The sequence below is a fragment of the Halomonas marinisediminis genome, from assembly GCF_004347715.1.
Taxonomy (GTDB): domain Bacteria; phylum Pseudomonadota; class Gammaproteobacteria; order Pseudomonadales; family Halomonadaceae; genus Halomonas; species Halomonas icarae.
This window is the reverse complement of the sequence record NZ_SLTR01000232.1, coordinates 1-307: the sequence shown is the minus strand read 5'-3', so window position 1 is coordinate 307 and position 307 is coordinate 1. Positions and strand designations below refer to the sequence as shown.

At 42.0% G+C, this 307-nt stretch carries 1 protein-coding gene; it reads right to left on the bottom strand.

Features of this window, described 5'->3' with window-relative positions; genetic code table 11:
- A partial coding sequence (locus E0702_RS20565; RefSeq protein WP_132045661.1) for a hypothetical protein occupies positions 1-265 on the bottom strand: 265 nt, incomplete at its 3' end.
- Between the last annotated feature and the right edge of the window lie 42 nt (positions 266-307).

The window sequence follows — 307 nt, the reverse complement described above, 5'->3', positions numbered from 1 at the left end:
CACTAGTCATCTTCTTCTTACTCTTAATGTCACAAAGAGCTCTAAGTTGGCCATCCGTCTCAAGTAGCCCATATTCAAGTGGAATTAGAAAGCTAAGGGATATGAATTTTACCCACTTGAATGTTGTGAAGGATGATGGCAACTTAGGGGGAGGTATTTCTAACAAATTTGCAAGCTCCACTCCCTTGTGCTCCTCTCTGACAACTTCCACCTCTTTGCAAGTTTCTTCAATATTAACCTCTTCCTCTTGGTAGCTTTCTTCCAACTTGATCTCTTCTTCATTGCTTACCAAGGGCATGGGAGGTTG